This is a genomic window from Devosia ginsengisoli (assembly GCF_007859655.1).
Taxonomy (GTDB): domain Bacteria; phylum Pseudomonadota; class Alphaproteobacteria; order Rhizobiales; family Devosiaceae; genus Devosia; species Devosia ginsengisoli.
Genome location: NZ_CP042304.1, coordinates 1,115,775 through 1,137,664, shown reverse-complemented (window position 1 = coordinate 1,137,664; position 21,890 = coordinate 1,115,775). Strand labels below are relative to the sequence as shown.

Annotated in this window: 19 protein-coding genes; 15 read left to right on the top strand and 4 right to left on the bottom strand. The window is 63.2% G+C overall.

What is annotated here, in order from left to right:
- Window positions 1-40: 40 nt before the first annotated feature.
- Entirely contained in the window at window positions 41-1,711 is a 1,671-nt protein-coding gene (locus FPZ08_RS05505) for an electron transfer flavoprotein-ubiquinone oxidoreductase (RefSeq protein ID WP_146289051.1), read from the bottom strand.
- 241 nt (window positions 1,712-1,952) lie between these two features.
- On the opposite strand from FPZ08_RS05505, the gene FPZ08_RS05500 reads away from it, so the two are divergent.
- The 7 genes from FPZ08_RS05500 (at window position 1,953) to FPZ08_RS05470 (ending at window position 10,501) form a co-directional block, all read left to right on the top strand.
- Entirely contained in the window at window positions 1,953-2,648 is a 696-nt protein-coding gene (locus tag FPZ08_RS05500; protein WP_146289050.1) for a GntR family transcriptional regulator, read from the top strand.
- A 250-nt stretch (window positions 2,649-2,898) separates the two neighbouring features.
- Window positions 2,899-3,738: an SDR family oxidoreductase gene (locus FPZ08_RS05495; protein WP_246132813.1), complete on the top strand. Its 840-nt coding sequence runs from the start codon at window positions 2,899-2,901 to the stop codon at window positions 3,736-3,738.
- Window positions 3,739-3,746: 8 nt separating this feature from the next.
- The gene (locus FPZ08_RS05490) at window positions 3,747-5,891 is read left to right on the top strand and encodes an acetate--CoA ligase family protein (protein ID WP_146289048.1); all 2,145 of its coding nucleotides are present in this window, start codon (window positions 3,747-3,749) and stop codon (window positions 5,889-5,891) included.
- 3 nt (window positions 5,892-5,894) lie between these two features.
- Window positions 5,895-6,752 (top strand): MaoC/PaaZ C-terminal domain-containing protein, encoded by an 858-nt coding sequence (locus FPZ08_RS05485; protein WP_146289047.1) that lies wholly within the window; start codon window positions 5,895-5,897, stop codon window positions 6,750-6,752.
- Window positions 6,753-6,782: 30 nt separating this feature from the next.
- On the top strand, window positions 6,783-8,162 hold the full coding sequence (locus FPZ08_RS05480) for an MmgE/PrpD family protein (RefSeq protein WP_146289046.1): 1,380 nt from the start codon (window positions 6,783-6,785) through the stop codon (window positions 8,160-8,162).
- Between the two features lie 15 nt (window positions 8,163-8,177).
- The gene (gene prpB, locus FPZ08_RS05475) at window positions 8,178-9,080 is read left to right on the top strand and encodes a methylisocitrate lyase (protein ID WP_146289045.1); all 903 of its coding nucleotides are present in this window, start codon (window positions 8,178-8,180) and stop codon (window positions 9,078-9,080) included.
- 20 nt (window positions 9,081-9,100) lie between these two features.
- A complete protein-coding gene (locus FPZ08_RS05470) occupies window positions 9,101-10,501 on the top strand; it encodes an MmgE/PrpD family protein (protein WP_146289044.1) in 1,401 nt (466 codons plus the stop codon).
- Between the two features lie 6 nt (window positions 10,502-10,507).
- Here FPZ08_RS05470 and FPZ08_RS05465 read toward each other — a convergent pair whose 3' ends face one another.
- A complete protein-coding gene (locus FPZ08_RS05465) occupies window positions 10,508-11,548 on the bottom strand; it encodes an MBL fold metallo-hydrolase (protein WP_146289043.1) in 1,041 nt (346 codons plus the stop codon).
- Between the two features lie 317 nt (window positions 11,549-11,865).
- Here FPZ08_RS05465 and FPZ08_RS22580 point away from each other — a divergent pair, with 317 nt between their 5' ends.
- The 7 genes from FPZ08_RS22580 to FPZ08_RS05435 all read left to right on the top strand — a co-directional run bounded on the left by FPZ08_RS22580 (window position 11,866) and on the right by FPZ08_RS05435 (window position 18,831).
- Window positions 11,866-12,768 carry an FAD-dependent oxidoreductase gene (locus FPZ08_RS22580; protein WP_281285669.1) on the top strand — a complete coding sequence of 301 codons (903 nt, stop codon included), beginning with the start codon at window positions 11,866-11,868 and terminating at the stop codon, window positions 12,766-12,768.
- Complete coding sequence (locus tag FPZ08_RS22575) at window positions 12,743-13,261, top strand: FAD-binding protein (protein ID WP_281285668.1); 519 nt, start codon at window positions 12,743-12,745, stop codon at window positions 13,259-13,261. Before FPZ08_RS22580 ends, FPZ08_RS22575 begins: the two co-directional genes overlap by 26 nt.
- Window positions 13,262-13,372: 111 nt before the next feature.
- Entirely contained in the window at window positions 13,373-14,764 is a 1,392-nt protein-coding gene (locus FPZ08_RS05455) for an MmgE/PrpD family protein (RefSeq protein ID WP_186767217.1), read from the top strand.
- A complete protein-coding gene (locus tag FPZ08_RS22145; protein WP_210246861.1) occupies window positions 14,761-16,353 on the top strand; it encodes an acyl-CoA dehydrogenase family protein in 1,593 nt (530 codons plus the stop codon). Before FPZ08_RS05455 ends, FPZ08_RS22145 begins: the two co-directional genes overlap by 4 nt.
- A complete protein-coding gene (locus FPZ08_RS05445) occupies window positions 16,295-17,335 on the top strand; it encodes an acyl-CoA dehydrogenase family protein (protein WP_210246860.1) in 1,041 nt (346 codons plus the stop codon). The genes FPZ08_RS22145 and FPZ08_RS05445 overlap by 59 nt, the downstream gene beginning before the upstream one ends.
- A complete protein-coding gene (locus FPZ08_RS05440) occupies window positions 17,229-17,876 on the top strand; it encodes an electron transfer flavoprotein subunit beta/FixA family protein (RefSeq protein WP_210246906.1) in 648 nt (215 codons plus the stop codon). Before FPZ08_RS05445 ends, FPZ08_RS05440 begins: the two co-directional genes overlap by 107 nt.
- 22 nt (window positions 17,877-17,898) lie before the next feature.
- Window positions 17,899-18,831: an electron transfer flavoprotein subunit alpha/FixB family protein gene (locus FPZ08_RS05435; protein ID WP_146289040.1), complete on the top strand. Its 933-nt coding sequence runs from the start codon at window positions 17,899-17,901 to the stop codon at window positions 18,829-18,831.
- Here FPZ08_RS05435 and FPZ08_RS05430 read toward each other — a convergent pair.
- Together FPZ08_RS05430 and FPZ08_RS05425 are read right to left on the bottom strand one after the other, a co-directional pair.
- Window positions 18,828-19,232, bottom strand: a complete 405-nt coding sequence (locus FPZ08_RS05430) for a Zn-ribbon domain-containing OB-fold protein (RefSeq protein WP_146289039.1) — start codon at window positions 19,230-19,232, stop codon at window positions 18,828-18,830. The genes FPZ08_RS05435 and FPZ08_RS05430 overlap by 4 nt on opposite strands.
- A 5-nt stretch (window positions 19,233-19,237) precedes the next feature.
- The gene (locus FPZ08_RS05425) at window positions 19,238-20,404 is read right to left on the bottom strand and encodes a thiolase domain-containing protein (protein ID WP_146289038.1); all 1,167 of its coding nucleotides are present in this window, start codon (window positions 20,402-20,404) and stop codon (window positions 19,238-19,240) included.
- A gap of 183 nt (window positions 20,405-20,587) precedes the next feature.
- Between FPZ08_RS05425 and FPZ08_RS05420 the strand changes: the two genes are divergently transcribed.
- Window positions 20,588-21,880 (top strand): MFS transporter, encoded by a 1,293-nt coding sequence (locus FPZ08_RS05420; protein ID WP_146289037.1) that lies wholly within the window; start codon window positions 20,588-20,590, stop codon window positions 21,878-21,880.
- Window positions 21,881-21,890 lie beyond the last annotated feature (10 nt).

The window sequence follows — 21,890 nt, the reverse complement described above, 5'->3', positions numbered from 1 at the left end:
TGCGGAACTCCTGTGGTTAGCCGCGGGCAGTGCGTGGCGGCTACATGCGCGGATAGACGGGGCCTTCGCCACCCTGTGGCGGCACCCAGCGGATATTCTGGTTGGGGTCCTTGATGTCGCAGGTTTTGCAGTGCACGCAGTTCTGCGCATTGATGACGAAGCGCGGACTGCCGTCGGCTTCGGTCTGCCACTCGTAGACTGCCGCGGGGCAGTAGCGGGTCGAAGGGCCTTGAAAGACCTCCAGTTCGCTCTGCCGCTGCAATGCCGGATCCAACACATGTAGGTGGACCGGCTGGTCTTCCTCATGGTTGGTGTTCGACAGGAAGACCGAGGACAGCCGGTCGAAGGTCAGCACACCGTCCGGCTTGTCGTATTGGATTGGCTGGTGCTCGGCAGCCGGATCGAGCGCTGCATGGTCCGGTCCACTGTGTCCGATGGTGCCGAAGGGAGACCATTTGAACAGCGTGTTGCACCACATATCCAGCCCGCCCAGTGCAATGCCGAGATAGGTGCCGAACCGCGACCAGAGCGGCTTGACGTTGCGGACCCGCCAGAGATCCTGCCCGATAGTGCTGTCGCGCCAGGAATCCTCGAAGGCGCTGATTTCGTCACCGGCGCGGCCGGCGGCAATGGCGGCTGCCACATGTTCGGCCGCCAGCATTCCGGAGCGGGATGCGTTGTGAAAACCCTTGATGCGTGGAACGTTGACGAGCCCGGCCGCACAGCCCAGCAGCAGGCCGCCCGGAAAGCTGAGGCGCGGCACCGACTGCCAGCCGCCTTCGCTGATCGCCCTGGCGCCGTAGCCGACCCGTTTGCCTCCGGCAAAAATCGGGGCAATTGCCTTGTGTGTCTTGAAGCGTTGGAACTCTTCAAATGGCGACAGATAGGGATTGGAATAGTTGAGGTGCACGACCAGCCCGACGGCGACCAGATTGTCGGGCAGGTGATAGAGGAACGATCCGCCGCCAGTGCCGGCACCAAGCGGCCAGCCGAAGGAATGGTGGACCTGACCCTGCCTATGCTGTTCAGGCCTGACTTCCCAGAGTTCCTTTATGCCCAGGCCATACTTGGGCGGTTCGCGCCCCTTTCGCAGCTCGAACCGCTCGATGATGCGTTCGGAGAGTGAGCCGCGAACACCTTCGGCCATCAGCACATATTTGCCCAGCAGCTTCATGCCGCGCGCGAAGCCGGGGCCGGGCGTACCGTCGCGCGAAATCCCCATATCGCCGGTGGCGACGCCGCGTACCGCGCCGCTCTCGTTATAGACGACTTCGGTGGCGGCAAAGCCGGGATAGATTTCGACGCCCAGCGCCTCGGCTTTCTCGCCCAGCCAGCGGCAGAGATCGCCCAGCGAGACAATGAGGTTGCCGTGGTTGCTCATCAGCGGCGGCATCAGAATGTTGGGAACGGGCAGGCGGCCATTACGGGTGAGGATGTCAAACCTGTCGCTGGTGACCTCGGTCATCAGGGGCAGGTCTCCATCACGCCAGCCGGGCAGAAGTTCGTCGAGGCTGGAAGGATCGATCACGGCGCCGGACAGGATATGGGCGCCCACCGCAGCGCCCTTTTCGAGAACGACCACGGACAGATCGGGAGCAAGCTGCTTGAGCCGGATCGCCGCGGCCAGTCCGGCAGGGCCGGCCCCGACAACGACCACGTCGAAATCCATGCTCTCGCGATCGTCCGCTATGCCCTCGCCGTCCACCGCCATCAAATAGCTCCTGCCAACACGTATTGAATGCAGTAGTATACCAAATAGAGAAGGTAAAGGCAAAACGAGTGTTCCACGGCACTCCGTGACCCACCGTGCGGGCCGGATTTCTGCATTTTTTGCCGTGGAGTGGGTGACCAGAAACTGTCACAACACTTCCGACCGGCCCCAGTCCATGCTACCGCTTGCCCGATATTGCGGCTTCGACCGCTTCCGTTGACACCGTTTCGAGGGACCTCCAATGGCGCGACAACCCGTCATAAAACGTAGCCAGGCCGACGGCATGCCGCTGGCGCAGCGCGCTTACGATGCCGTGCGTCAGGCAATCGAAAGCGGCGAGCTTTCTCCCGGCGATCGCGTGTCGGAATACCGCATTGCCGATTGGCTCAAGATCAGCCGCACACCGGCCCGCGAGGGCCTGCAGCGTCTCGAGGCGGAAGGCCTGCTATCCTATCGGGCGCGCCGCGGACTGGTCGTGGCGACAATCGACGAAGATGCGCTCAAGGAGCTGTTCCTGGCCCGGCAGGTGCTGGAAAGCGCCCTTGCCGAGCAGGCCGCGCAGAACGGTTCAGGCCCGGAACTCAGCGCCATCATGCGGCATTGCGAGCTGGAACCGGGCCTGGTTGGTGATCGCGACAAGATGTACGAACATAACAGGGCCTTCCATGAACTGATCCGTCGCGCGGGGCATAATCGCTATCTGGCCAAGTTCAGCCTGGGCCTCGACGATGTCGTGGCGGCCGATCGGCGCGGCTCTTCGCTGATTGATCCGGATCGTCAGGTCGCCGTGGTCGAAGAACACCAGAAACTGGCCAAGGCGATCGCCGAACGCGATGGCGCTGCAGCAGGTCGCGCCGCCGCCAATCACATCAAGGCCGCTTTTGCCGCGCGTCTCAGGGTCAGCGCCGCTCGCCAGAGCGCGACCGAAGCCGACTAAGACCTCCTCCATTTCATTGCTGCTTGCAGATCAGCCACCCGCGCCACAAGCGCGGGGGGCTGTGTGGGCTTGTCACGTCGCTTTCAAATGGTATACAACGGAATTCTATTGATAGAGCGATAGGCGTGCCGATGGATTCGCGCTGCGCCGACGGGGAGGGGTATCAGTGGAGCTTCCGGACAGGATCGTTGAAGGAAAGGTTGTCCTGGTAACGGGGGCCGGGCGGGGCATCGGCAAGGAAATTGCCCGCATGATGGCGCGTCAGGGTGCCAAGGTCGTGCTCAACGATCTGGGCGTCGAAGTCGGCGGGACCGGAGCGAATGAAAGCGTTGCCGAGCAGGCCGCGGCCGAGATCCGCGCCGAGGGCGGCGAGGCCGTCGCAAATGCCGACAGCGTCTCTGACTGGGATGGCGCCCATCGCATGGTGCAGACTGCAATCGACGCCTTCGGGCGCATCGACTGCGTGGTCAACAATGCAGCCATCCTGCGAGACACGATCTTTCACAAGATGGAAAAGGCCGACTGGGACCTGTCGATCGGCGTCATCCTGACTGGCAGCTTCTATGTGAGCCGGGCAGCAGCCGCGCATTTCCGCAAGCAGGAATCGGGCGCTTTCGTCCATATCAGTTCCACATCCGGGCTGATCGGTGGTGTCGGCCAGGCCAATTACGGCGCCGCCAAGATCGGTCTCCAGGGGCTGTCCAAGGCCATCGCGCTGGACATGAAGCGCTTCAATGTGCGTTCCAATGTGGTGGCGCCCTCGGCCTTCACCCGCATGACCGAATCCATCCCGACCGAAACCGCGGAACAGAAGCAGCGCGCCGCCAACCGGCGGACCATCGCGCCGGAAAAGAATGCTCCCATCGTGGTTTACCTGGCCAGCGACGCCGCCAGCCGTGTGACGGGCCAGGTTTTCTATACGCGCGATAACGAGTTGTTCCTGTTCAACCAGATGCGCCCGATCCGGCATGCGCATACTGCCGAAGGCTGGACCCCGCAGGCCATTGCCCAGCACGTCATGCCCGTCTTCGAGCCGGCTTTCATGCCGCTCGACCGCACGCGTGATGTGTTCACGTCGTATCTGCCGTGAGTCGCGCCATGAACCAGGTTGCCGCGGAAACTAGGGGTAACGAGGCGCGCGCCGTCGATCTGTCGCGGCTGTTCGATCCGCGCGCCATCGCGGTGGTTGGCGCGACGGAGTCGAGCCGGGCCGTCGGCGGCCAGCCGATGCACTATCTCACCACCTATGGCTACGCAGGCGAGGTGTTTCCGGTCAATCCGAACCGGGAGACGGTGCTCGGCCGCAAGTGCTATCCGTCACTGGCGGATATTCCCTCCGGCTGCGATGTCGTGCTGATCGCTGTCGCGGCACGCCTTGTGCCCGATGTGATCCGCCAGGCAGGCGCCAAAGGCATTCCCTTCGCGGTCATTCTCTCTTCGGGTTTTCGCGAGGCGGGTGACGAGGGCAAGGCTATCGAAGCCGAACTGATCACAGCCATCAAGGAAACCGGGATTCGTGCCGTCGGCCCCAATTGCATGGGCGTGCTCAATATTCCCAAGAAGGTCCATAACGGCTTCGGGCAGGGCTTTGGGGTAAAGGACTATTCCACCGGGCCGGTGGCGATGGCCACACAGAGCGGCGGCTATGGCTTTACGCTGGTGCGCAATGCCAGCCGCGCCGGGACGGGGTTCAACTATATCGCCTCGGTCGGCAACAGCGTCGATCTCAATGTTCTCGATTTCATCGACTACTTTCTCGACTGCGACGACGTGAAGGTGGTGACCGCTTTCATCGAAGGTGTTTCGGACGGCAGGCGGCTGCTCGAACTTGGACGCAAGGCCCTCGAGCGCAACAAGCCCATTCTCGTCTGGAAGGCCGGCAATACCGCGGCGGGCCAGAAAGCGGCCGCATCGCATACGGCGAGCCTCGCCAGCAGCTATGCGCTCTATCAGGCGGCATTTCGGCATGGCGGCTATGTCGAGGTCGATGACTATGAAGATCTCGTCGACCTGGCGAAGGCTTTCCTCGCCGGAACGCTGCCGCGCGGCGACCGCGTCGGGCTGGTGTCCGGCTCGGGTGGGGCCGGGGTCATCGCTTCGGACCGTTTCATGCAGGCCGGCCTGCAATTGCCCGAATTCTCCGCGACGACCAAGGCCGCATTGCGCGACATGCTGCCGCCGCTCGCCGGAACCGGTAACCCGGTGGACATTTCGGGCCAGAACACCAAGGACGGCAAGAGCCTGTCCAATGCTGCGGCCGAAGCGGTGCTTGCCGACGAAAATATCGACATGGTGATGGTGCGTTCCGGCCAGACGACCGGCAGTGTCGAGGCGGCGCAGTCCATCATCGATATTGCCCGCGCGGCCGACAAGCCGGTGCTTGTGGCGACGGTTGCCGAGGATCACCTGCCGGCCAAGGCGCTGTTCGATGCCGCAGGCCTGCCATGGTTCCTGACGGTTGGCCGGGCTGCCACTGCCGCGCGGGCCTTGGCCGATTTCTCGATGCGACAACAGAAATGGGCCGTGCGCCCTCGGACGATCCAGAGGGCATTTCCTCGCCCGGAGCTGTCGTTCCCTGCGGGAGAGACATTCCTCAGCGAACGCGCGTCGCGCGATGTGCTCGCCCAATATGGCATTCCTCTCGTCCGCCAGGAGTTCGTTCCGGCTAACGCCGTGGACAGGCTGAATTTGCAGAGCCTGACTTTCCCGGTCGTGGTGAAGGTCAATTCACCCGACATTCCGCATAAGAGCGAGGCCGGGGCGATCCGCGTCAACCTCACGACCCCCGAAGGGGTGCGGTCGGCGGCGCGCGAGGTGATCGCAGCGGCACGAAATTATGATCCGGGCGCCCGTGTCGACGGGGTGCTGGTGCAGGAAATGGCGAAGGGAACCGAGTTGCTGCTCGGCGCGGCCGACGATGCCTGTTTCGGCCCCATCGTCCTGTTCGGCCTGGGCGGTATTTTCGCTGAGGTCATGGCCGATGTTGTCTACAGGTTTGCGCCGTTCGACAGGCTGTCGGCCCAAGACATGCTTGCCGAGATCAAGGGCGCCAGGTTGCTTCAGGGGTATCGGGGGCAGGCGGTGGCCGATCTCGACGCACTGGCCGATATCGCCGTGCGGCTGGGCTGGCTCATGAGCGACTATAGGGACGCTATCGAGAGCATTGATATCAATCCCATCTTCGTCAATGGCAGCACCATTCTTGCCGCGGATGCGCTGATTGCGCTCAAGGGTAGGGGGTAGCCGGTGCCGCTCGATTACGAAGCCCTTAGGGCTTACCGCATCCCGCAGACCGAGATGGCACTGACCAGACGCGATACCATGCTCTATGCCCTGGGAGTCGGGTTGGGGGGCGATCCTACCGACGAGCGCCAGCTTCGTTTTGTCTACGAGAAGAACCTGCTGGCCGTGCCGACCATGGCGACGTTGATTGCAGCGCCCCATGCCTGGATCAGGAAGGCCAATGTTGGTTCCAGCGGCAAGAGCGTACATGCCGGCATCAGCTTCAGGCTGCATCGACCCATCCCGGTGGAAGGCAGCTTTCGGAGCGAAAATACGGTCGACGAGGTGGTCGACAAGGGTGAGGGCAAGGCCGCGCTGGTGACGACGCGGCGCCGTGTCTTCTCGCAGCAGGATGATGCGCTGATCTTCGAGATCCTGTCGACGAGCATGCAGCGGGGCGATGGCGGATTCGGCGGTCCCTCGACGTCGTCGGTACCTGTTCACGAGGTGCCAAGCATTCCGCCCGACATGGTCGTTGACATGCCCACCCTGCCGCAGCAGGGACTGATCTACCGGCTGAGCGGGGACTATAACCCGCTCCATGCCGATCCGGAGCACGCGCGGTCGAACGGGTTTCCGCGGCCTATCCTGCATGGCCTTTGCACCTATGGTATCGCCGGCCATGCGCTGCTACGCAGCCTGTGCGACTACGAGCCGGCGCGGTTCGTGGCGATGAGCGCGCGCTTTTCCAGGCCGGTCTATCCCGGCGACACACTTCAAATTCAGATTTGGCAGCGCGGGGATGCGGCGCATTTCCGCTGCCTGGTGCCGGCCCGGGACAATGAGGTCGTGCTCGATTTCGGGCATGCCGAACTCGCCTGACGGCGGAACAGAACACCGAGGAGCAGAACGATGGCGGCAGTAGAAATGGCCCAGCTCGATGGGATCGGGGAAGGCCACCGCGGCGAAAAGCTGGCGAAATTCGTCGCTGCAGCTCCTGGCCGGGACTATCCGCCCGAAATCATTGCCGCGGCCAAGGGCGCGCTGGTCGATTTTGTCGGCGTTACCATCGGTTCGTTCGAAGAGCCCGCGGCCAAGGCGACACGCGCGGTTGCCGAGGCTTGGGGCGTGCCGGGCAAGGCGCAGATCTTCGGTGCCGGGACCACCAATGCGGCGATGGCGGCACTGGTCAACGGCACGATGGCGCATTGCCAGGATTATGACGACACCCATATCGGCGGCTCGGGACATATCGGGGCGCCGGTCTGGTCGGCGGCCCTGGGGGTTGCCGGCGAGCGGGGGCTCGACGAGAAGGCGGCGCTTTCCGGCTTCATCACCGGTTTCGAGGTGATGGCGCATTTGGGGACGGGCGGGATAAGGGGCGTGGGGCGCAACCTGCAGCAGTGCGGGTTTCATCCCACGGGTGTTCATGGCGTCGTGGGCGCAGCCGCCGCCAGCGCAGCCATGCAGGGGCTGGATGAGGAGCAGTCGGCCAATGCGCTCGGCGCCGCGGCCACGTCGGCGTCAGGATTCGTCGCCTCGTTCGGCAGTGATTCAAAGCCCTATCATGCCGGCCGTGCAGCGTGGAACGGTATCTTGGCGGCTGATCTGGCGGCCAATGGCTTCACGGCGGCCAAGGGGCTGTTCGAGCGCGAAAAGGGCATGCTGGCCGCGCTCATCCAGGACAATCGCGCCGAGATTCCGAATATCGACTTCGATGATGGCTGGGAGCTGCTGAACAATGGCTACAAGCCGTTCGCCTGCTGCCGCGCGACGCATGCCTCCATCGCCGCAGCGCACAAGCTGACGGCGCAGGTCAAGGGCCGCAAGGTCAAGCGCGTTACCTCGAAAGTGCACTACAATGCGCCGTTCAGCGCGGGCAAGACCAACCCGCAATCGCCGCTCGAATGCAAGTTCTCGGTTGCCTTCTGCATTGCGGCAGCGCTTGAGGGCTATTCCATGGTCGGGACCGATTTCACCGAGCGCATGCTGCGCGATCCGGCCGTGCAGGCCATCCTGCCCAATGTGGAACTGCTGCCGCAGCGCGAGCAGCCGCAATTCGAGGCCTATCTCGATGTCTGGCTGGAAGACGGCACGCATCTGCAGTCCGAGACCAAGCTCTTTCTGGGGCATCCGCAGAATCCGATGAGCCCGGAGCAGGTCCACGCCAAGTTCATGTCACTGGTCGAGCCGCGGCTGGGCGCCGAAAAGGCCGAAAGGCTGCTCGCGACGCTCTACCGTTTCGACGAACCGGGCGCCCTTGCCGAAACCATGGCGCTGGTTCGCGCCTGACCGACGGAGAATAGTATGTCCACCGATTGGCTGGATGGTGCGGCGCAGGGCCGTGCCGATCGTGCCGCCGTCCTGCGCCAACTGATTGCGCGCAAGCAGAGCGTGGCTGTGCCCGGAGCGGCCGACGGCATGAGTGCGCAACTGGCGCGCGATGCCGGGTTTGAGGCGCTCTACCTCTCGGGCGCCGCCGTCTCGGCCTCGATGGCCCTGCCTGACCTGGGCATGCTGACGCTCGAGGATGTGACGCGCAAGGCGCGTGAGGTGGTTCGCGCATCCGGACTCCCGCTGATCGTCGATGCGGATACCGGCTTCGGCGAGGTGCTGAATATCATGCGCGCGGTGCGCGAGCTGGAAGAGGCTGGAGCGGCCTGCATCCAGATCGAAGATCAGGTATTTCCCAAGAAGTGCGGGCACCTCAACGACAAGTCGGTCGTGCCGGTCGAGGATATGTGCCGCAAGATCGCTGCTGCGCGGCAGGCCTCCTCGGGACTGCTGATCTGCGCGCGCACCGATGCGGGCACCGCGGATTTCGACGATGCGATCCGGCGTGCCAACCGCTATGTCGCGGCCGGTGCAGACGTGATCTTCGTCGAAGCGCTGCATTCGATCGAGGCCATGCGCCGGGCTCGCGCGGAAATAGCGGCGCCGTTGTTGGCCAACATGACCGAGTTCGGGCGCACGCCGCAGACCTCGCTCCAGACATTCAACGAATTGGGCTATGAACTCGTTATCTATCCCGTCTCGGCCGCTCGTGCCGCCTGGCGCGCCAGCAAGTCGGTCTATGAGGCGATCAAGCGCGACGGCGAAGTCGGGGCGTCCATCGACACGATGATGACGCGGGCCGAGCTCTACCAGACCATCGGCTATTACGACTACGAGGCGCTCGACGCCAAGATCGTCAAAACCGTTCTCGAATAACAGATCAGGAGACTATCGGCATGGGTCACATCGGCTCGGGCAACCCCTATACGCGCGCAGTTGCCGAATTCGTTTCCGGGCTTCGCTACGAAGATATTCCCGACGCGGTTCGCGAACGCCTCAAGCTGCTTATTCTCGACTCGCTCGGCTGTGCGCTTTATGGGGCCAACCTGCAATGGTCGCATATTCTCCACGAGACGCTGGGCGCCGTCGATACCAGCAGCTCGGCAGGCATCTGGGGGACCAACAGGCGTATCTCGACGCCGCATGCGGCTTTGATCAACGGCACGCAGGTCCAGGGTTTTGAACTCGATGACGTGCATCGCGTCGGTGTCATGCATGTGGGGGCGGTAACGCTTCCCGGACTGGTCGGCATTGCGGAAGCGCATCGGAACCTCTCCGGACGCGAGTTCCTCACGGCGGCGCTGGCGGGTTACGAAGTCGGCCCGCGCGTCGGCATCTGCATGGGGCAGGAGCATATCGGTCAAGGCTGGCATTCTGGCGCCACGCTGGGCGTGTTTTCCTCGGCTGCTGCGGCAGCCCGTGCATTGAGTCTCGATGCCGATAGGACCGTCCATGCCCTGGGTATCGCCGGTACGCAATCTGCCGGGCTGATGGCGGCGCAGTTCGGCGCCATGGTCAAGCGGATGCATGCGGGTCGCTCGGCCCAGAGCGGGCTCTATGGCGCGCTTCTGGCAGCCAACGGCTTTACCGGCATTATCGACGTGTTCGAGGCGCCTTATGGTGGTTTTGCCACGACTTTTTCGCGATCGGACGACCGATTCAACCTGGATGCGCTGACGAGCGGTCTGGGCGAGACCTTCGAGACCATGCGCATTGCGCTCAAGTTCTATTCCTGCGTAGGCAGCAACCACACCACGCTGGATTCCATCCGCGCCATCCAGCAGCGCCGCCCGTTTACGGTCGATGAGCTGGATAAAATCGTGGTCCGGGGCTCGCAGGTTACTGTCGATCACGTGGGCTGGGAATATCGGCCGGAGGGCATAACCTCGGCGCAGCTCAACCTGCCATATTGCGTGGCGACACTGCTGCTGGAAGGCGATGTATTCGTCAACCAGTTCTCCGATGAACTGGTGGCCGACCGCCAGCGGATGGACCTGCTCAAGCGGGTACAGGTCGTGCATGATCCGGAAATCACCGCAAAGGGCTCGACCTTCCGCCACATGGTCAAGGTCGAGGTTCATCTCAGGGACGGCAGCGTGCACCACGAGGAGCGCGAGGCGCCGCGCGGCAGCGAGAAAAGCTTTGCCAGTGCCGAGGACATTGTCGAGAAGTTCAGGAAGCTCGCCGACAGCGTCATGCCCTCGGATCAACAACAGCGCCTGGTCGATGCGGTGCTCAACCTCGAAGACCTCGACGATGCCAGGATGCTGACCGACCAACTGGTCGTTCGGGCCTGACAGGTCTCAATCCGCCTGGCGCGAAAAGTGCGCTACGCCGTGGTCGTCCAAATCGGCGACCACGCGGCCGCGGCGTTGCAGGTAATTGAGGTGCGCCAGGGTTTCGGAGAGCGCCTGGCGCGCGTGGTTGCCTGCCATGGCGCGGGCGAAGACCATGCGGGCCACCGCATAGGGCGTCTGTGGCGTGTCGAGGGTCGCCTCGACCTGCTCCAGCCGCGCTTCATGGTGCGATCGCAACTGTGCCAGCCTCTCATGCAGACCGTAGAAAGGCGCGCCATGCGACGGCAAGACGAGCGTGTCGGCGGGTAATTGCGCCAGGGTGTCGAAGGAGGCGAAGAATTCCTGCAGGGGATCGCCGTAAGGCTCGCCGGGATGCACCGTGATGGGCGGCGTGATGTGCGACAGGATCTGGTCGGCCGCGATCAGCAGGTGCCGGTCGGGATCGAACAGGGTGATCATCTCGGGCGCGTGGCCGCCGAAAGCCCTGACCTCCCATATTGTTCCGCCGGCGGGAAAGCTATCGCCGGTTTGCAGCCGGCGGTATTGCAGGGGCAGGGGCACGAAGTTTGAGCGGATTCCGATGCGGTTCGCGATGATGGTCTCGCTTTCGTCGGGTGGGCAGCCGCACCAGGTCAGCCAGGTTTCGGCCTGTTCGGCGATGCGCTCCTCGGGCTCGGTGATCCGCATGCCGGCGGTGAGGTGTTCGGAGAGCGACATCCAGACCGCTGCCCCGGTGCGTTTGGCCAGCGTTCCGAGATAACCGACATGATCCACATGGCCATGGGTGACGAGGATGTCGCTAACGCGTCGCGCGGCCAGCGTGGTCTCGAATGTGCGGTCCCATACCGACTGGGTTTCGGCGGAGTTCATGCCACAATCAATGACTGTCCAGCCGTCCGGTCCGTCGCATAGCCAGGCATTGACGTGATCCAGGCGCCCGGGAAGCGGCAGCCGTAGCCAGAACAGGCCGACGGCTACCTCGACGGGTGCGGCACCGACCGGTGGAATTTCGAACGGAAATTGCAGACTCTGAGAATGGGAATGCATCGGGGCCTTTCATACATGTCTGGCGCGAGTCCGCGGTTCGTCACGGCCAAAAGAATACATTGGTATACTTTTTTGATCAACGGCACCCAGGTCTTCATATTTATCTGGCGGAGGTAGCGACCCGAGAACCACGGCAGTTCTGCGGTTACGTGATTCCATGTGCCCATAGCGCCACATCCACATAACTCCCCGGAAAAACGCTCGAACGAACTTGCCATGCCTGCAGCTTTGGTGCATGAGTACGATGGTATACCATAATCCAGGGTTTAGGGATGAACGTTCAGGAATTGTCGTCGAAGCGTCCGGATGTGCTTGTTGTGGGAGCTGGCAACGCGGCCTTGTGCTCGGCAATTTCCGCCCATGAACAGGGCGCCAACGTGCTGATCATCGAGGCAGCGCCGCTCGAGGAACGTGGCGGCAACTCCTTCTTCACCGGTGGTGCCTTCCGCTTCGCCTATGACGGGGTGGACGATCTCCGCGGCGTGTCGGCGGCGCTGGACGAGGAGAACCTAGAGAACATCGACTTCGGCACGTATACGACCGACCAGTATTTCGACGACATGTATGAGCTGACCCAGTACCGCACCGATCCCGAGCTATGCGAAGTGCTGGTGCGCAATAGCCTCGAAACAGCCAAGTGGTTCGCGCGCCAGGGCGTCGAGCTACGGCCGGGCCTGGGGCGCCAGGCGTTCAAGGTCGACGGAAAGTTCAAATTCTGGGGCGGCCTCGCTTTGCACATTTCCGGGGGCGGCCCGGCAATGATGGAGGCGCTCTACAGGAATGCCGAGCAGCGTGGCATCGAGATCATCTACGATTGCCCGGCGCAGAGCCTGATCCAGGAGGGTGGCCGCGTTGTCGGCGTCGGGGCGCGGCTACGCGGCGAGGCGGTCGATATTCGCGCCGGCGCGGTCGTGCTGGCCTGCGGTGGTTTCGAATCCAACCCCGAAATGCGCGCCAATTACCTGGGCCAGGGCTGGGACATGGCCAAGGTTCGCGGCACGCGGTTCAATATGGGGCAGGGGCTCAAGATGGCTCTTGCCATCGGCGCCAAGCCCCATGGCAATTGGTCGGGCTGCCACTCGGTGGCATGGGACGTCAACGCGCCGGCAACGGGCGACCTGACGGTCGGCGACCAGTTCCAGAAGCACAACTATCCTTTCGGCATCATGGTCAACGCCAAGGGGGGAGCGCTATGTGGACGAGGGCGCCAATTTCCATAGCCACACCTATGCCAAATATGGTGGCGAAATCCTCAAGCAGCCTGGCATGTTCGCCTGGCAAGTGTTTGATTCCAAAGTCTCACACCTGTTGCGCAGTGAGTACCGTATCCGGCGCGTGACCAAGGCGGAATCCGATACGCTGGAGGGGCTCGCCGAGCAGTTGGAGGGTGTCAATTCCAGGCAATTCCTGGAGACCGTGCGGGCGTTCAACGAGGCTTGCCGCTCGGATGTACCGTTCAACCCCAACATTCTTGATGGCCGCGCCACGTCCGGCCTGCAGATCGACAAGACCAACTGGGCCAATGCGCTCGATACGCCGCCATACCATGCCTATCACGTAACCACGGGCGTCACCTTCACCTTTGGCGGACTCAAGGTCACGCCGGAGGCCGAGGTGGAAGACAGCTATTCCGGTGTGGTGAAGGGGCTCTATGCCGCTGGCGAGATGGTCGGGGGCTGTTCTTCCAGAACTACGCAAGCGGTACCGGGCTGATGTCGGGCGCTACCTTTGGGCGCCTGGCCGGCGCGGGCGCGGCGCGCTTCGCCCAGCAGGCCAAGGCTGCGGCCTGATCGGATCGACCATGCCAGCGGGACGAGAACCAGAGTGACGGCCTTACCACAGCAAGCAACGCGCCTGCCTGTCTATACCGAGGCACTGGCCGGCTATGGCGCCAATCTCCGGTTCGATGACCTGCCGCCGCATGTTGTCGCGGCTGCGAGCAATTGCCTTGTCGATGCCGTTGCCTGCGCCTGGTTCGGCAGCAGGTTTGCCTGGTCGCAAGCCGTGGTGAGCGCGGTCGAACGGCCGGTCGGGTTGGTGGCCGTGCTTGGCACGGACATCACAACCGATGCGGCGTCAGCGGCGCTGCTCTCGGGTGTCTTCGCGCATGCTTTCGAACTTGATTCCCTGCGCAAGCCTGGCGCCGGTGTCCACCCCGGTGCGACAGTGGCGCTGCCGGCGCTGGCAGTGGCCCAGTCGCTTGGGAGCAGCGGGCGCGAGCTGCTGACTGCCATCGTTGCCGGGATAGAGGTGATGTTCCGTATCGGTGCCGCGACGCTTCACACGGCCGAAAAGCGCGGCTTTCACGCGCCGGGTATTACGGGCGTCTTCGGCTCCGCCGTGGCGGCCGGCCGCCTCATGGGGCTGTCACCCCGGCAGATGGCGCACTGCCTCGGCATTGCCGCCTCGATGAGCGGCGGCCTGCTGCGCTTTGCCGCTTCGGGCGATGGGGGCATGATCAAGCGGCTCCACCTGGGGCGGGCTGCGCAGAACGGCGTTATTGCCGCCCGGCTTGCTGCGGCTGGCTATGAGGGCCCGAGCGCCGTGATCGAAGGTCCGGGGGGCGTGCTCGAGACGTTCTGCGAAACATCGCGTCCTGAACTGCTCGATGCCGGTTTGGGACGCCGCTACGAGATCGAGACGCTGTGCATCAAGCGCTATGCCTGCCATGTCACTGCCCAGGCGCCCATCCAGATGTTGTCGGATTGGCGGGCAGCCGCCATGTTCGGCCCCGCCGATATCGCCGGAATTGAACTCGATGTCGCCCCCAAGCTTGCCAGTCATCATGCCGAGCAACATCCGGCCGATATGGCGCTGGCCCAGTACAGCGTGCCGTTCATGCTTGCCTTCTCGGTCTATAACGACCTCGATGATCCCGGCACCTTGACCGATGGCGCGATAAGGGAGCCGAAGGTGCATGCGCTGGCCGATCGCATTCGCATGACCGCCGATCCGGCACTCAAGGGATGGTCGACGTGCATGCGGGTGACGCTCACCGATGGTCGCGTGCTGGCGGGTGAACCGGCTGGCTTCCTTGGTTGCCCGGAGAGCCCGCTCGATGCGGCACAGTTGCGTCGGCGCTTCCTGTCGCTCACCCGTGCCTTTCCGCCATCCCGGATGGAGGCATTGGCCGACGCATTGGAAAGTATTGCTACCTGCTCGGACGTTTCGCGGCTGCCGCTGGGGTTGGTTGCTGGGGAAGGTCGCCAGCCATGACCACCGCCAATGTCCATGCCGAAGCGGTAGTCGATACTGAGACGCTCGAGATGTTGCGGGACAGTGTCCGGCGTTTCAATGAGCAGGGCGGTCTCAAGCGCGTGCGCAAACTGCGGGGAGTCCAGCCTGGTTTTGATCGCGACGCGTGGCGCGAAATGGCGCAGCAGGGCTGGCTGGGCACCATTATTCCGGAAGCGTCCGGCGGGCTCGGGCTGCCTTTTGCAGCAATGCAGGTCATCGTCGAGGAGTTGGCGCGGGGCCTCAGTCCGGAGCCAATCGTCGGTTGCGCCGTTCATGCGGCAACGGTTCTGCTGGGATGCCGGCAGGATAACCGCAGCCCCGAACTGCTGGTACAGATCGCATCGGGCGACAAGCTCTGTGCAGTCGTGGAAGCCGATATTGCGGTTACGCATGATGGCGCTAGGCGCCTTACCGGCACTGCACGGCATGTCCTGCCAGCATTGGCAGTTGACGGCTTTGTCGTTGCTGCGCGCGATGGCGCCGAAACCTTGATCGTCTTCGTCGACGCCGCAGCGCCCGGCATATCGATCGTGCCCGAAAGCCGCGCCGATGGCACCTTTTCGGGTACCGTTACCTTCGCCGAGGTGCGGGTATCGGCCGAAAACGTCTTGGCTGAAGGCGCCGCAGCCTCGGCCGCCTTAATCCGGGGGCGGGCAGCGGCCGTGCTGATGACGGCGGCTGAGCTCTTCGGCGCCATGGACGAGGCGCTGTCCATCACGCTGGACTATATGAAAACACGGGTGCAGTTCGACAGGCCCATCGGCAGTTTCCAGGCCCTGCAGCACCGTGCTGTGGACCTCTATATCCAGAAGGAATTGAGCCGTTCAGTGCTCTCCGAAGCAATCGCCGCGCTCGATGGCTCCGATGATCTCGAGCTGATCGAGATGGAGGCTTCCCGGGCCAAGGCTCGCTGCAGCGCGGCGGGCATGCTGATCGGCCGTGAAGCGATCAAGCTGCATGGCGCGATCGGCGTAACCGACGAATATGACGTCGGCCTCTATCTCAAGCGCCTGCTGTCGCTGGCGGCCCTTCATGGCAATGCAGCGGCGCATCAGGCCCGCTATGGTGCATTATTGGAGCGCCGCCAGGGTGGGCTGGAAGAGGGCCGGGAGGTCACGGCTGCGGCGGTGCCTGCGGAGTTCATGGCCGAGCAAAAGCTGGCCGTGGACTGGAACAGTTTTTCGAACGATGCTTTCCGGGCCGGCATACGCGCTTATCTTGAGGCGCACTATCCGCAGCATCTCAGAGGGCTGGGCCGGCGCGGAACGCCAGGTGAAATGGCGGATTGGCTCGACCGCATGGTCCGCAAGGGCTGGATAGCCCCGGCCTGGCCGGTCGAGCATGGCGGAATGGGCCTGTCGCCGGCCAAGCAGGTGATCTTCATCGAAGAGCGCGAGCGTGTGGGTATCGCCCGGAATCCGGACCAGGGCGTGGTGATGTTCGGGCCCATGCTCATGCGCTACGGCACGGACGAGCAGAAGCGGCGCTTCCTGCCCAAGATCGTCACCAATGAGTATATCTGGTGCCAGGGTTATTCCGGAACCCAATGCTGGATCCGACCTGGCTAGCCTGCGCACTGAGGCGGTGCGAGATGGCGATGCCTTCGTCATCAACGGGTCCAAGATCTGGACCACGATGGCGCATCACGCGACGCATATGTTCCTGCTGGCGCGCACCAACAAGGCCGTAAAGAAGCAGGAGGGCATCAGCTTTTTCGTGCTCGACCTCAAGACATCAGGCGTGACCATCCGGCCCATCGGCAACCTGGCGGGGCATGAAGAGTTCTGCGAGGTCTTCTTCGACGAAGTTCGGGTGCCTGCCGACAATCTTATTGGGGAACTCGATAAGGGCTGGTCGGTCGCCAAATCGCTGCTCGGCTTCGAGCGCCTCAACAATGGCAGCCCGCGGCGCGTGCAGGGGCCGCTCAAGCTGCTGCAGCAGGTCGCCGATGCCCGTTCGCTGGCCCTGGACCCGGTCTATCGGGAAAAATACACCGCGATCTATCTGGATATAACCGATCTCAAATCGGCCTATTCGCGCTTCTCGGACATTGTGGGTAACGGCCTCATGCCGGGGCCGGAAATCTCCCAACTCAAGATATGGGCCGGCGAATGCGCTCAGCGGTTGTCAGAGCTGCTGATCGAAACGGCCGGTGAGGAGGGGGGGCATTGTCGGCCGGCAAGCTTTCGGCAGCGCCGATATCGATGTCCTTGCCCCGTTCTACGCAATGTTCCCGTCGCAGATCGCGTCGGGCTCAAACGACATCCAGCGCAACGTGCTGGCACAGCGTGTGCTCGGACTGCCGAAGTAGCGGTCCGGCCTGTTTATCCGAGGTTTGCAAATGAAGATTCTTGTTGCCGTCAAACGCGTCGTCGATCCGAATGTGCGGGTGCGCGTGCGCCCGGACGGGCAGGGGGTCGAACTCACCAACGTCAAGATGGCCATGAATCCGTTCGACGAAATTGCCGTCGAAGAGGCGCTGCGGCTCAAGGAGACTGGCAAGGCCGAGGAGGTGGTGCTGGTTTCCATCGGTCCGGCGCAGGCCAATGAGACCCTGCGCAACGGCCTGGCCATGGGCGCCGACAGGGGCATTCATGTGCAGACCGATGCGCGTGTCGAGCCACTCGCCGTTGCCAAGCTGCTCAAGGCAATCGCCATGGAAGAGGCGGCCGACCTGATGTTCCTCGGCAAGCAGGCCATCGACGACGATGCCAACCAGACCGGTCAGATGCTGGCAGCGCTGCTGGGCTGGGCCCAAGGCACTTTTGCATCAAGGGTCGAACTCGGGGAAGGGCGGGTATCCGTCACAAGGGAAGTGGATGGTGGCCTGCAGACCGTATCGCTGAAGTTGCCGGCCGTGATCACCACCGACCTGCGGCTCAACGAGCCGCGCTATGCATCGCTGCCCAATATCATGAAGGCCAAGAAGAAGCCGGTCGACGTCCGCACGGTCGAAAGCCTCGGCGTGGATATTGCGCCAAGGCATACTGTGTTGTCGGTGACCGAGCCACCGGCACGCAAGGCGGGCACCCTGGTGGCGTCGGTCGATGAACTGCTCGACCGGCTGCGCAACGAGGCCGGCGTTCTCTGAACGCCAGACAGGAGTAGAGACAATGGCAACGCTGCTGATCGCAGAACACGATAATACCAATCTCAGCGACCTCACGGCCCGCGCACTTACGGCTGCCTGCGCCATGCAAGCGCCGGTGACGCTGCTGGTCGCCGGTTCGAATTGCAAGGCAGTCGCAGAACAGGCGGCCCGCCTCGATGGGGTCGAAAAGGTCCTGGTCGCCGACGCGCCGCACCTGGCCCAGCAGGCCGCGGAGCCCATGGGTGCACTCATTGCCGAACTGGCGCGGGATTTTCAGGCAGTGCTTGCCGTTGCTAGCTCTACTGGCAAGAGCGTTCTGCCGAGAGCGGCTGCCTTGCTGGATGTGATGCAGGTCTCGGAAGTGACCCGGATCGAGTCGCCCGATACGTTTGTCCGGCCGATCTATGCCGGCAATGCGATCGAGACGATCCAGTCGAGCGACCCGATCAAGGTCATCACTGTTCGCTCCAGCGCCTTCGAGCCGGCAGGGCAGGGCGATGCTAGCGCCCCGATCACTGCGGTGGCAGTTCCGGACGACATGGCATTGTCGGCCTTTGAACGCCAGGAACTGGCGCAGACCGATCGCCCTGACCTGGGGTCGGCGCGTATTGTCATCTCAGGAGGGCGGGCATTCGGCTCGAAAGAGACATTCGACAGGTTCCTCGAGCCCATCGCCGCTAAACTCGGCGCCGCCATCGGCGCATCGCGCGCCGCCGTGGACTCCGGCTATGCCGGCAACGAGTTGCAGGTTGGGCAGACGGGCAAGGTGGTCGCTCCCGATCTCTATATCGCCTGCGGCATATCCGGGGCCATCCAGCACCTGGCCGGCATGAAGGATTCCCGCTACATCGTCGCCATCAACAAGGATGCCGATGCGCCGATCTTCCAGGTCGCCGACTACGGACTGGTCGGCGACCTCTTTGAAATCCTGCCCGAGCTTGAAAGCAAGCTCTAGCCCCCGATGGGACGAAACATCGGCACCGGCGGCGTATCCTCGCCGCTGGTCGGGGTGAAGACCAGTTCCACCTGCTGGCCGATATGCAGCCGGTCGAGATCGCATTCCACGATATTGGTCAGCATGCGCGGCCCTTCGGCGAGTTCGACATAGGCCACCGCATAGGGTGGCTTGGCGCGGTGCATGACGGTCCAGCTATAGATCGTGCCGGTGCCACTTCCCTCGATCCATTCGGTTTTGTCGCTCCAGCAGAAGGGGCACAGCGTGCGCGGAAACCAGTGCGCCTCGCCACAGGACGTGCAGCGCTTGATGAGGAAGCGGCCTTGCGCGGCGGCATCCCAGAAGGGCTGCGACTCCGCATCGGGGTGTGGCGCGGGAACGGCTCGTCCGGTTGGCTGCATGTCGATTACTCCCGCTCCAGAATGAGGGTTCCACTACCATGGCGCGTGGCGAGCTGGCCGCCGGTGCCATGCACCAGAGCCAGATCGCAATTGGCGACCTGTACGGCGGGATGGGCTTCGCCACGCAGTTGCCGTACGGCCTCGATGATTTTGGTAATGCCGCCCCGGTTCGCCGGGTGGTTGTTGCATAATCCGCCGCCATCGGTGTTGAACGGCAGGCGACCCACGCCGGATATGAGATTGCCATCGGCGACGAATGCGCCGCCCTTGCCCTTGGCGCAGAAGCCGAGGTCTTCCAACTGCAGCAGCACCGTTATGGTGAAGCTGTCATAGAGCGACACATATTTGATGTCGGAGACAGCGACGCCGGCCTCTGCGAAAGCGATCGGTCCGGTTCGTGCTGCGCCGGTATAGGTGAGGTCGATCTTCCCGCCGGCCTGATGCTTGGTGGTTTCGCCCGCGCCAAGCACGCGAACCAGCGGCCGATTGAGCTTTCGTGCAATTTCGGGACGCGCCACGATGACGGCGCCACCACCATCGCTGATGACGCAGCAATCCAGGCGATGCAGCGGATCCGCCACCATCGGTGAATTGACTACATCCTCCACGGTAACGACGTCGCGCAGGACGGCATTGGGATTGTGTTGCGCGTGATGGGAAGCCGCGACCTTGATCCAGGCCAGTTGCTCACTGGTCGTGCCGAACTCGTACATATGCCGCTGCGCGGCAAGCGCGTAGCTCACGGCTGTCGGGATGGCATAGGGATATTCCCATTGCACGTCCGGTGCGGCGGCGTGACGAATGCGGGGCGTGGTGCCGGTGCGGACATCGTCGGCCTTGGGCCTGCCGGCAAGGGTGATCAATGCGACATTGCATTTGCCCAGCGCGATGGCCTCTGCCGCATGGGCGACCTGCACGATCGGGGAGACCCCGCCGATATCGGTCGAGTCGACATGGCGCACCTCGAGGTTGAGGTAGTTCAGTAGTGATTGCAGCCCGCCCGGCGCGTCGCCGGAGCAGAAATAGCCGTCGATATCGGCCTTGCTCAGCCCCGCATCGGCGATGGCACCAGCGGCAACCTCGGCATGGAGCTGTGCGTGGGATTTATCTGGAGCAAAACGCGTAGGGTGCTCGAAGGCCCCGACGATGTAAGCCGCGCCGCGGATTGTCATCTCTCGCTCCGATCAGTGAATCTTCCGCAAATTGTATACTAGGGAATTTCTGTATGACAGCGCCTAAACGTCATCCGGGCATACGCCCTTAGTCGGCAGGTGCTTGTACGACTCGTATCATGGTATACAATAGAATTCATATGCGCCGGCTGGTCGGCGTTCGGTGAGAGAATCGAATCCAAAATGGCAGCCAGTTTCCAGTTCGGCAAAATCCTGCAAACGCTGGCGCATCGCAATTTCGGGGTCTATGTGGCGGGCAATGTCGGCTCGCTTATCGGCACCTGGATGCAGCGCATCGCGGCAGGATGGTTCACCTGGGAACTGACGCAATCGGCTACCTGGCTCGGGCTCGTGGCCTTCGCGGATCTCTTTCCGGCCGTCGTCATTGCGCCCTTTGCCGGCGTGGCGGCAGACCGGTGGGATCGCCTGAAGATGATGAAGCTGGCCCAGATACTGGGTTTTCTGATCGGCGGTGTGCTGGCATTGCTGTTTTTTGCTGGCCAGGTCACAGTCTGGACGCTGCTGATCGTGACCCTGATGCTCGGCACGGTCGATGCCTTCGTTCAGCCTTTCCGGCTGGCCTTTGTGTCGGCGCTGGTGCCCAGGTCGGACCTGACGACCGCCGTCGCCATCAAGTCCATCACGTTCAACCTGGCGCGGTTCGTTGGACCGGCCATTGCCGGCATCGTCATTGCCACGGTCGGCGTCGGTTGGGCCTTTGCGGCAAATGCCCTGTCGTTTCTGGTGCTGTTGGGTGCATTGCTCATGGTGCGCCTGGCGCCTGTCGCGCGGACCGTGCCGACCAAGAAGGTATCGGTCATCGCCGATGCCATCGAGGGGGTTCGGCATGCCGTGTCGACCCCGGGTATCGGTATCGTGCTTGGCCTGCTCAGCGTGACATGCCTGGCGGGCCGCCCTGTCGTCGAACTGCTTCCCGGTTGGGCAGGCGAGATATTCTCGGGCAATGCCAGCGACCTAGCGGCGCTCACCTCGGCGGTTGGTATCGGCGCGGTGTTCGGCGGGCTATGGCTCGCTGGCAGGCCGAGCATTGTCGGCTTGGTCAGAGCCTATCTGTTTTGCTGCCTGGGTATGGCGCTGTCTCTGCTGGCCTTCTCACTGTCGTTCCATACGCTGGTCGCCCTTCCGACAATGGTAGTTTCCGGCTTCTTCCTCGTGGCATCGGCCATCTGCGCCCAGACCCTGGTACAGGTGAATGTCGAGGATGGCCTGCGCGGCCGCGTGCTCAGCGTCTACGCAATGATCCTGCGTGGTGGGCCTGCCGTGGGTGCACTGATCATGGGCTATATGGGCGACTTTGTGGGATTGCGGTGGCCCCTGATCGGCGGTTGCGTCATCCTCCTGGTCGCGACCGGGCTGGTCTTCCTGCGTCGCCGGGGAATCGAGGACGTGCTCGAAGGGCGATTCAAGCCAACCGAGCCCGGTTCGCCGCCAGTCCTGGACGACGAGCGAGGCTGAGCGCTAGCGT

What these genes read in the sequence shown, in the direction of transcription:
- FPZ08_RS05500 (WP_146289050.1), top strand. Translation starts at nt 1,953, where the DNA reads ATGGCGCGACAACCCGTCATAAAACGTAGCCAGGCCGACGGCATGCCG.
- FPZ08_RS05440 (WP_210246906.1), top strand. Translation starts at nt 17,229, where the DNA reads ATGAATCCGTTCGACGAAATTGCCGTCGAAGAGGCGCTGCGGCTCAAG.
- FPZ08_RS05480 (WP_146289046.1), top strand. Translation starts at nt 6,783, where the DNA reads ATGGCGGCAGTAGAAATGGCCCAGCTCGATGGGATCGGGGAAGGCCAC.
- prpB (WP_146289045.1), top strand. Translation starts at nt 8,178, where the DNA reads ATGTCCACCGATTGGCTGGATGGTGCGGCGCAGGGCCGTGCCGATCGT.
- FPZ08_RS05495 (WP_246132813.1), top strand. Translation starts at nt 2,899, where the DNA reads ATGATGGCGCGTCAGGGTGCCAAGGTCGTGCTCAACGATCTGGGCGTC.
- FPZ08_RS05435 (WP_146289040.1), top strand. Translation starts at nt 17,899, where the DNA reads ATGGCAACGCTGCTGATCGCAGAACACGATAATACCAATCTCAGCGAC.
- FPZ08_RS05490 (WP_146289048.1), top strand. Translation starts at nt 3,747, where the DNA reads ATGAACCAGGTTGCCGCGGAAACTAGGGGTAACGAGGCGCGCGCCGTC.
- FPZ08_RS05430 (WP_146289039.1), bottom strand. Translation starts at nt 19,232, where the DNA reads ATGCAGCCAACCGGACGAGCCGTTCCCGCGCCACACCCCGATGCGGAG.
- FPZ08_RS05465 (WP_146289043.1), bottom strand. Translation starts at nt 11,548, where the DNA reads ATGCATTCCCATTCTCAGAGTCTGCAATTTCCGTTCGAAATTCCACCG.
- FPZ08_RS05470 (WP_146289044.1), top strand. Translation starts at nt 9,101, where the DNA reads ATGGGTCACATCGGCTCGGGCAACCCCTATACGCGCGCAGTTGCCGAA.
- FPZ08_RS22145 (WP_210246861.1), top strand. Translation starts at nt 14,761, where the DNA reads ATGACCACCGCCAATGTCCATGCCGAAGCGGTAGTCGATACTGAGACG.
- FPZ08_RS05425 (WP_146289038.1), bottom strand. Translation starts at nt 20,404, where the DNA reads ATGACAATCCGCGGCGCGGCTTACATCGTCGGGGCCTTCGAGCACCCT.
- FPZ08_RS05420 (WP_146289037.1), top strand. Translation starts at nt 20,588, where the DNA reads ATGGCAGCCAGTTTCCAGTTCGGCAAAATCCTGCAAACGCTGGCGCAT.
- FPZ08_RS05445 (WP_210246860.1), top strand. Translation starts at nt 16,295, where the DNA reads ATGAGTATATCTGGTGCCAGGGTTATTCCGGAACCCAATGCTGGATCC.
- FPZ08_RS05505 (WP_146289051.1), bottom strand. Translation starts at nt 1,711, where the DNA reads ATGGCGGTGGACGGCGAGGGCATAGCGGACGATCGCGAGAGCATGGAT.